The following is a 7,466-nucleotide window of genomic DNA, read 5'->3' on the forward strand; positions in this document are numbered from 1 at the left end:
TACGGGAATGATACGAGTACCTTTTCTTTCAAAGTCCAGTTCCAACGTATCGGCCACTACATAGTTGACCTGTACATCGGGAAAATGCTCGGCCAGTTTGTCAGACAGGGAAATGGTATTGATGAAGTTGGCCTTGAGCGGGTTGGTCACTTTGTATTCCAAAGGTCGCTGAGCAAAACTCAGCCATGACTTGCGCAGCAAGTTCCAACCGTTGCCGGACACACTTATTGAAACCGTTTTGGGCAAAGGTTCCAACGGAATGTATTCTGCTTCGTCGTAGTCGAAGTGAATAGGGTAGTCCAGCCGTAAGGAATAGTCGTCTTTGTTCAATGCGGTCATGAGCCAGAAAAAGGCAGCAGCCAGGAAGCAAACGGAGAAGACTTTCATGGAGTCAATTTTGAATGAGTGAATGATAGAGTATTGCTTTCGCCAGCTTACGCTTATTCTATCATTCACTCACTCTATCATTCTATCATTATCATTTGGTGCGGCTCACGGCAGATTTGTCAAAGGTCAGTTTTACACCTTTGTCCAAATCCAGCGTCACAGTAGTTTCATCCACCAGAAAAACTTTGCCGTGCATACCACCGATGGTCACAACTTCGTCACCCTTTTTGATACCAGCCAGCAGCTCCTTTTGCTCGCGGGCTTTTTTCTGCTGAGGACGGATCATGAAAAAGTAAAAAACTCCGATAATACCAACCCACATGACGACCTGGTAGATCATGGCTTGGTTACCATCGGACTGGGCTTGGGCGAGAATGACGTTTAACATTTATTTAATGGAGAGTTGAAAGTTAATAGTTGCTCTGCGACTGGTACGCCAGCCCGATACGCTTAGAGTGACAAAAATTGGAAACGGAAGCTAAATTCAGATAGATGAGGTCGAGTCGGCGGCTTCGGCTACCATACCCTGTATGCGGAGTTCGGAGTAGGCTGGTTCGGTATTGGCGTAAACCGTAATCGTCTTTACCTGCGGGCCAGGCTTTCCTTTGCTATTGAAACGCACCTGAATAGATGATTCCGCTCCGGGCGGGATCGGTTCACGCGGCCATTCGGGGATAGTGCAACCACAAGAAGCCGTTACATTATTGATAATCAACGGAAACTGACCGTCGTTTTTGAATTTAAAATCGTGTTCGACGATATCGCCTTCGTTAATGTTGCCAAATTGATAGGTCGAATCGCTCAGCAGCGTAATGACAGGAATCTTGCTATTTAAGTCATCACTACCCTTTTCGGCTTCGCCGCTTTTAGCGCCACACGCGGCCAAAAAGGCCGTTACCGAAAGGAAACAGAAAAGTTTGACAAGTGGGTTGATTTTCATAATAAAATGAGTTTTAGAGGCAAAATCAATTACTCTGACTCTTGATCTGCGCCATAAGCTTGTCAACGTCTTCCAGTAGACGCTCGGCTTTTTCGCGGGCATCGCTAACTACCTTTTCCCCTTCGGCTTTGGCCATACTTTCTGGAAAGTCAGCACTATCCACGAGATCGGCAATTAGTTTTTCGATCTGTTCCTTGTATTTAGATAGACGGAAGGTAAGACGGTCACGGGTAATTTCTCCCTTTTGAGGAGCGTATAAAATCCCCAGGAAAATGCCCGTGGCGCAGCCCGTTATGTAAAAAAATAAGTTGCTGGTTGCTTTGCTCATCAGTGGTTTCGTTGTTCTTTGTAGGTTGAGATTGTTTTTTTTACAAAAAAGTCTAAAAAAACGTGCCTATACGCAGCGTTTCTACTTGTTGTCGATCAATCCCCGGCCACTTTTTCTGATTACGCCCGATTCGCTTAGCCTTTTGGCGAGCCGATCCAGGTTTCCATTCACAAAACTACCACTTTTCAGGGTACTGTACCGCTTTGCGATCTCGATAAATTCGTTGATCGTCACTTTTACCGGAATACCGGGGAAATGAATCAGCTCGGCAAGGGCCGTTTTCATAATGATCATATCAAGCAGTGCTACCCGATCGGGGTCCCAGTTTTTGAGTTGTTCGAGAACGTAGCCCTGGTATTCCGCGTCGTTTTCGATGGCCTTCTTGAACAGTTCCTCGACGAAAAAACGGTCCTCGTCCCAGTCCTCGGTTAACTCCGCCAATTGTATTTTTCCGGTACCGGCCGACCGTAAGGTCTTGATCGCCATACTGCGAATAATATCGAAATGCTCTTCCCAATATAAGTCGCTTTGTTCAAAATGCTCAGTAGGAATTTCGTGTTTCAAGATAATATTTCGCAATACGTGCTGAGCCAGTTTCTGGTCTTCCTCCGGGGTGTGGGCGTCTTGCTGGCAGTAAGCGAGGTATTGCTCATCTTTACAAAGCGCCTCGCGGTACGTCTTGCGTACCACGCTCATATCGTTGCTCCAGGAAATTCCGCGCCGAATCACTTCGACCTCTAACTCTGCGTCGGCCCGCATAAGCCGCACTACCTCATTGTCGTTCAATCCCGATGCCGTCGGGAAAGGATTGTCGGGGTTACGAACGACACGTTCGCGATCAAGTTCGGCCTGATGCGCCAGTTCGAGCAGAAGCGCTAGCACACGCAAAAACTCGTCATAAATGCCCTCCGTTTCTTGCAAAACCCTTTTCACAACCAGCGGACGGTCGATGTTGTTTTGTTGTACAAAATTTTGGTAGGCACGTTGGGCCGTCTGAACTACCTCGCGCGGTACCTGATCGTCGGCGGCGGGTTGGCCGTTCTCAAGGTACTCGTCCAAAGTCAATAAAGCTAACCGCTTCAAACCTTCCAGCCTTTCCAGGTTCTGCGGCTCCATAGAGTTGAGATCGGGCAAGTAAGCAGCCGCAATTTCGTCTTTGGCTAAATGCAAATTCGCATCCGCTGAGATCCGGCTGGCATAAAGTGCCTGCACGGCCTTGGAACGTAGTAATCTTCGGTTGAGCATTTTATGAATTTATGAGTTTATGACAGGGCCGCCTGTGCGGTTTAAAGTTTATGACTTTCATACAGCAGTTTTTTGACTCCTGAACTCATAAACTCCTGAACTCATTGACTCCCCTTCGGGCTGCAAAATTAGACTTTTTCTACAACAATAGGAAGTTGGCGGCGGAATGAGTGGGACGAGGCTGCAACGTTTTGGGGGGGCGGCGTGTTAGAAGGCAAGCATAAAGCGAAAAACTACCTATTTTAGCCTCCGCACGTGAAAGCACTCGCGTATCTCAACAAGTACTTAATCAAATACAAGTGGTACCTCATTGGGGGGACACTATTTACAATTATCTCCAACCTTTTCGGCATCATCCCGGCGCAGCTCGTCCGCTATGCGCTGGATTTGGTGGGCGAAACGCTCGACATCTACTACCTTTTCGACGGCTCGGCCATTCAAGCCGATATGTACGAGGTGTTTACGAATACCATTTTGCTGTACGGCCTGTTGATACTGGCGATGGCGCTCCTGAAAGGTTTCTTCCTTTTTCTGGTGCGGCAGACGATCATCGTTATGTCGCGGCACATCGAGTACGACCTCAAAAACGATATTTACGAACATTATCAAACGCTCCCGATGAGCTTTTACCGTCAGCATAACACGGGAGATCTCATGGCGCGGGTGTCGGAAGATGTTAGCAAAGTCAGGATGTACGTCGGTCCGGCAATGATGTACGGAATCAATCTGGTTGTGCTCTTCATTTTGGTAATATCTTATATGGTATCGGTCAATGGTAAGCTGACTTTTTACGTCCTACTACCCTTGCCACTGCTTTCGGTGAGCATTTATGTGGTCAACAGTATCATCATGCGACGTTCGGAGGAAATCCAACGGCAGTTGTCGGCTATGTCCACCTACGTGCAGGAGGCTTTTTCGGGCATTCGGGTGATCAAGGCTTTCGTACAGGAAAAATATTCCTTCTTGAATTTTCAGAAAGAAACCGAAGATTTTAAGAATAAGTCGCTGAATCTGACCAAAGTCGATGCCCTGTTCTTTCCTATCATTATGCTGCTGGTCGGTCTAAGCAACGTGTTGGTAATCTATGTGGGCGGACAAGAAATCATCAATGGTAACCTCACGCCCGGCAACATTACGGAGTTCATTATTTATGTTAATATGCTTACCTGGCCCGTGATGGCGCTGGGTTGGACGACGAGTCAAATCCAGCGCGCGGCGGCCTCGCAGGCGCGCATCAATGAATACTTGGATATCAAGACCAATATAGTTTCGGAGAAAAATTTAAAACCCGAAATCGAAGGCGCGCTAAGGTTCGAAGACGTTAGTTTCCTCTATCCCGACTCGGGAATTCGGGCTTTGCAGCACTTTGATCTCGACGTAAAATCTGGCGAGAGCATTGCGATACTGGGAACCACGGGTTCGGGCAAAAGTACCCTTGCTAATCTTATCTGCCGTCTTTACGACCCAACCGAGGGAAAAATCTTCCTGGACGGGCTCCCGCTGCAAGATTACGACGTGCAGTACGTGCGTCGTCAAATGGGCTATGTGCCGCAGGACGTATTTCTCTTTTCCGACACCATTGCCAATAATGTGCAGTTCGGCACTGATGGGCTGCCGCAGGAAAAAATCGAGCAAGCCGTGCGCGATGCCGACCTCGCCGCCAACATCGAGGAGTTTCCACAAGGCTACGACACTCGTCTCGGCGAACGCGGCGTGACGCTTTCGGGCGGACAAAAGCAGCGCTTGTCCATTGCCCGCGCCATCGCCCGCGAACCGAAAATCCTGATTCTGGACGACTGCCTTTCGGCGGTAGATACCAATACTGAAAACATCATCCTCAACAATCTCAAACGCATCATGCAGGATCGCACCTCGGTGATTATCTCCCACCGTGTGTCGTCAGCCAAACTCGCCGACCGCATTGTAATGCTGGACGACGGCCACATCGTGCAACAAGGTACCCACGCGGAGTTGATTGAGAAAGATGGAGCTTACAAAGAATTGTACGAGAAGCAGTTGGTGGTGGAGGAAATTGAGTAACCTTCAATTATGATAGTGATCCAGTTTACGGCCATCCTGCAAAAATTTAAAGGAAAAGGCGAGAAGTCTGGCTGGATATTTCTTGAAATCCCAGTGGATGTCATCGAAGCACTGAACCCCGGCGCAAAGACTACTTTTCGGGTGAAGGGGAAGATAGACGATCTAAAAATCAAGCAAACTGCCCTGCTGCCAATAGGTGAAGGAATATTCATACTTCCGACCAACGCAGAAATGCGCCGAGCCATTCGCAAGCGCGAAGGGGACTCGGTGACTGTTGAATTTGAACGGGATGACTCCCCGCTTCAGCTCTCAGAAGACCTAATGATTTGCCTTACCGACGCCCCGGCAGCTTCGGAATTTTTCAATTCTTTATCCAAAAGCCACCAGAACTACTTCTCCAAGTGGATCGAAAGTGCCAAGACTACCGAAACTAAGGTCAAAAGAATAACCCAGGCCGTGCGAGGACTCGCCATGGGTCTGGGCTATGGGGAAACGATACGGTATTTTAAAGCGAAACAACTTACTGCCCCCCCACTTTGCGGCCCTTTTGGGTTTCGCTCTGGCGATTAACCTGGTTCAGCAGATCTTTACTTACAAAGAGCCTCGAACCCGTTCCGGCCGGAATGTCGAAGGTATTTCCGTTATAGCTGAACTTATTACCGTCCATCGTCTCGATATAGTATTGGTTGCCCTGCAGGATGAAGTGCATACCCTCCTTGTCCTTCTGGGTATCGTCGAAGGAGACATTGATTGAACCCGCCGTGTTGCTCATCACCACGCCCGGCGTAAAGGGGCGCACGTTGATGGTTTGCACCGTCTTACCGTTTTGGATGCTAATCTGTCCCTCGGCGTCCACGCTGATGTCGTTGGCGTTGGTGCCCTGGCGCTTGATCGTAATGGGCTTATCGTTATAGAACTGTACCTTAGAAAGTGATATACCCGCGCTTTCGAGCGTACCGCGCAGGTCCTCAGTAAAAACAGTAAAGTTAGTAAACGGTACTGTACTGGGGGCGCAGGCCGCCAAACATACCGATAGCAGAAGAATCAAGAATGGGGCTTTGGGTAATTTCATTTTTTCTGGGAAAAGTTTTGGTAGTGCAATATTACTTAAAATGCTTTTCAGATACCAACCGCTGGCTCAAAGGAGAGAGTCGGCTGTCAATCTGTCAGCGGGGACGATTTTTTTGGTAATGGAACGCAATTTTCGGGTGGCTAGTATTAGCAAGAAATTCATTTACCCAAAACAAAAACCAAGTAATTACAAATAATATGGAAGCAGTAGCACCAGAAAAGGGAACCCTCAGTATTCATACCGAGAACATTTTCCCGATCATCAAGAAATTCCTCTACTCCGACCACGAGATATTTTTGCGGGAATTGGTTTCCAACGCTGTGGACGCCACCCAAAAAGTAAAGCAGTTGAGCGCCTACGGCGAATTCGACGGTGAACTGGGCGAACTGAAAGTGAGTGTCAAGCTTGACAAGGAAGCCAAGACCATCACCGTCAGCGACCGGGGCATTGGCATGACCGCCGAGGAAATCAAGAAGTACATCAACCAGATTGCCTTCTCCGGGGCCACCGAATTTGTCGAAAAATACAAGGACAAAGAGGGCGGCAAAGAAAACATCATCGGCCACTTTGGCCTGGGTTTCTACTCGGCTTACATGGTAGCGTCGAAAGTTGAGATCGTCACGCTGTCCTATAAAGAAGACGCCGAGGCCGTGCGCTGGGAGTGTGACGGTTCTACTGAATTCGAGATCAGCCCCGCCGAACGGACGGAGCGCGGCTCGGACATCATCTTGCACATTGCCCCTGATTCGGAAGAGTTCCTCGACGAAAATCGTCTGCGTGGTATCCTAGAAAAGTACGGTCAGTTCCTGCCCGTTGAAATTGAGTTTGAGGACAAGGTCATCAATAATCCGAACCCGATCTGGACCAAGAATCCAGCGGATCTGTCAGACGAAGACTACCTGGCATTTTACAAGGAACTCTATCCATACAGCGAAGATCCGCTGTTCTGGATTCACCTGAACGTGGACTACCCCTTCAACCTGACGGGGGTACTTTACTTCCCGAAGTTGAAGAATGATTTCCAGATGCAGCGCGAGAAAATCAAGCTGTACAGCCGTCAGGTGTTTATTACCGACGAGGTGAAAGACATCGTCCCCGATTTCCTGCAACTATTGCACGGCGTCATCGACTCGCCCGACATTCCGCTGAACGTGTCGCGCAGCTACCTGCAGGCCGACGGAAACGTCAAGAAGATCAATGGCTACATTACCCGAAAAGTAGCCGACAAACTCGCCGAAATTTTCAAGAACGACCGTGAGGGATTTGAGAAGAAGTTTGACGACATCGGCCTGTTCGTAAAGTACGGAGTCATCAGCGACGATAAGTTTTACGAGAAGGCCAAAGATTTTTGTTTGTTGAAAAATACCGAAGGCAAGTACTTCACCTTCGACGAGTACCGCGAGACGGTCAAGGACAACCAAACCGACAAGAACGACACGCAGGTGTGGCTTTAC

8 protein-coding genes and 1 pseudogene are annotated in these 7,466 nt (G+C 48.6%); 3 read left to right on the forward strand and 6 right to left on the reverse strand.

Translation table 11 applies throughout. The annotated features are described in order from the left end of the window. The 5 genes and pseudogenes from ACEW8P_RS04615 to ACEW8P_RS04635 all read right to left on the reverse strand — a co-directional run. A pseudogene (locus ACEW8P_RS04615) lies at positions 1-387 on the reverse strand (hypothetical protein); the annotation flags it as partial. Positions 388-478: 91 nt separating this feature from the next. Next, entirely contained in the window at positions 479-775 is a 297-nt protein-coding gene (yajC, locus tag ACEW8P_RS04620; RefSeq protein WP_373511933.1) for a preprotein translocase subunit YajC, read from the reverse strand. A gap of 96 nt (positions 776-871) precedes the next feature. Further along, a complete protein-coding gene (locus ACEW8P_RS04625; protein WP_373511934.1) occupies positions 872-1,327 on the reverse strand; it encodes a DUF1573 domain-containing protein in 456 nt (151 codons plus the stop codon). Between the two features lie 25 nt (positions 1,328-1,352). Beyond that, positions 1,353-1,655, reverse strand: coding sequence for a YtxH domain-containing protein (locus ACEW8P_RS04630; RefSeq protein ID WP_373511935.1), 303 nt, complete (start codon positions 1,653-1,655; stop codon positions 1,353-1,355). Between the two features lie 81 nt (positions 1,656-1,736). Further along, positions 1,737-2,900, reverse strand: coding sequence for a transcription antitermination protein NusB (locus ACEW8P_RS04635; protein WP_373511936.1), 1,164 nt, complete (start codon positions 2,898-2,900; stop codon positions 1,737-1,739). A 255-nt stretch (positions 2,901-3,155) separates the two neighbouring features. On the opposite strand from ACEW8P_RS04635, the gene ACEW8P_RS04640 reads away from it, so the two are divergent. Both ACEW8P_RS04640 and ACEW8P_RS04645 read left to right on the forward strand, forming a co-directional pair. Next, complete coding sequence (locus tag ACEW8P_RS04640) at positions 3,156-4,940, forward strand: ABC transporter ATP-binding protein (RefSeq protein ID WP_373511937.1); 1,785 nt, start codon at positions 3,156-3,158, stop codon at positions 4,938-4,940. Positions 4,941-4,949: 9 nt separating this feature from the next. Then, entirely contained in the window at positions 4,950-5,510 is a 561-nt protein-coding gene (locus ACEW8P_RS04645; RefSeq protein WP_373511938.1) for a DUF1905 domain-containing protein, read from the forward strand. Here ACEW8P_RS04645 and ACEW8P_RS04650 read toward each other — a convergent pair. Then, on the reverse strand, positions 5,461-6,012 hold the full coding sequence (locus ACEW8P_RS04650) for a hypothetical protein (RefSeq protein WP_373511939.1): 552 nt from the start codon (positions 6,010-6,012) through the stop codon (positions 5,461-5,463). The genes ACEW8P_RS04645 and ACEW8P_RS04650 overlap by 50 nt on opposite strands. 197 nt (positions 6,013-6,209) lie before the next feature. Between ACEW8P_RS04650 and htpG the strand changes: the two genes are divergently transcribed. After that, positions 6,210-7,466 (forward strand): molecular chaperone HtpG (htpG, locus tag ACEW8P_RS04655; protein WP_373511940.1); only part of this gene is annotated, 1,257 nt, incomplete at its 3' end.

It is taken from the genome of Persicitalea sp., assembly GCF_041751555.1.
GTDB lineage: Bacteria > Bacteroidota > Bacteroidia > Cytophagales > Spirosomataceae > Persicitalea.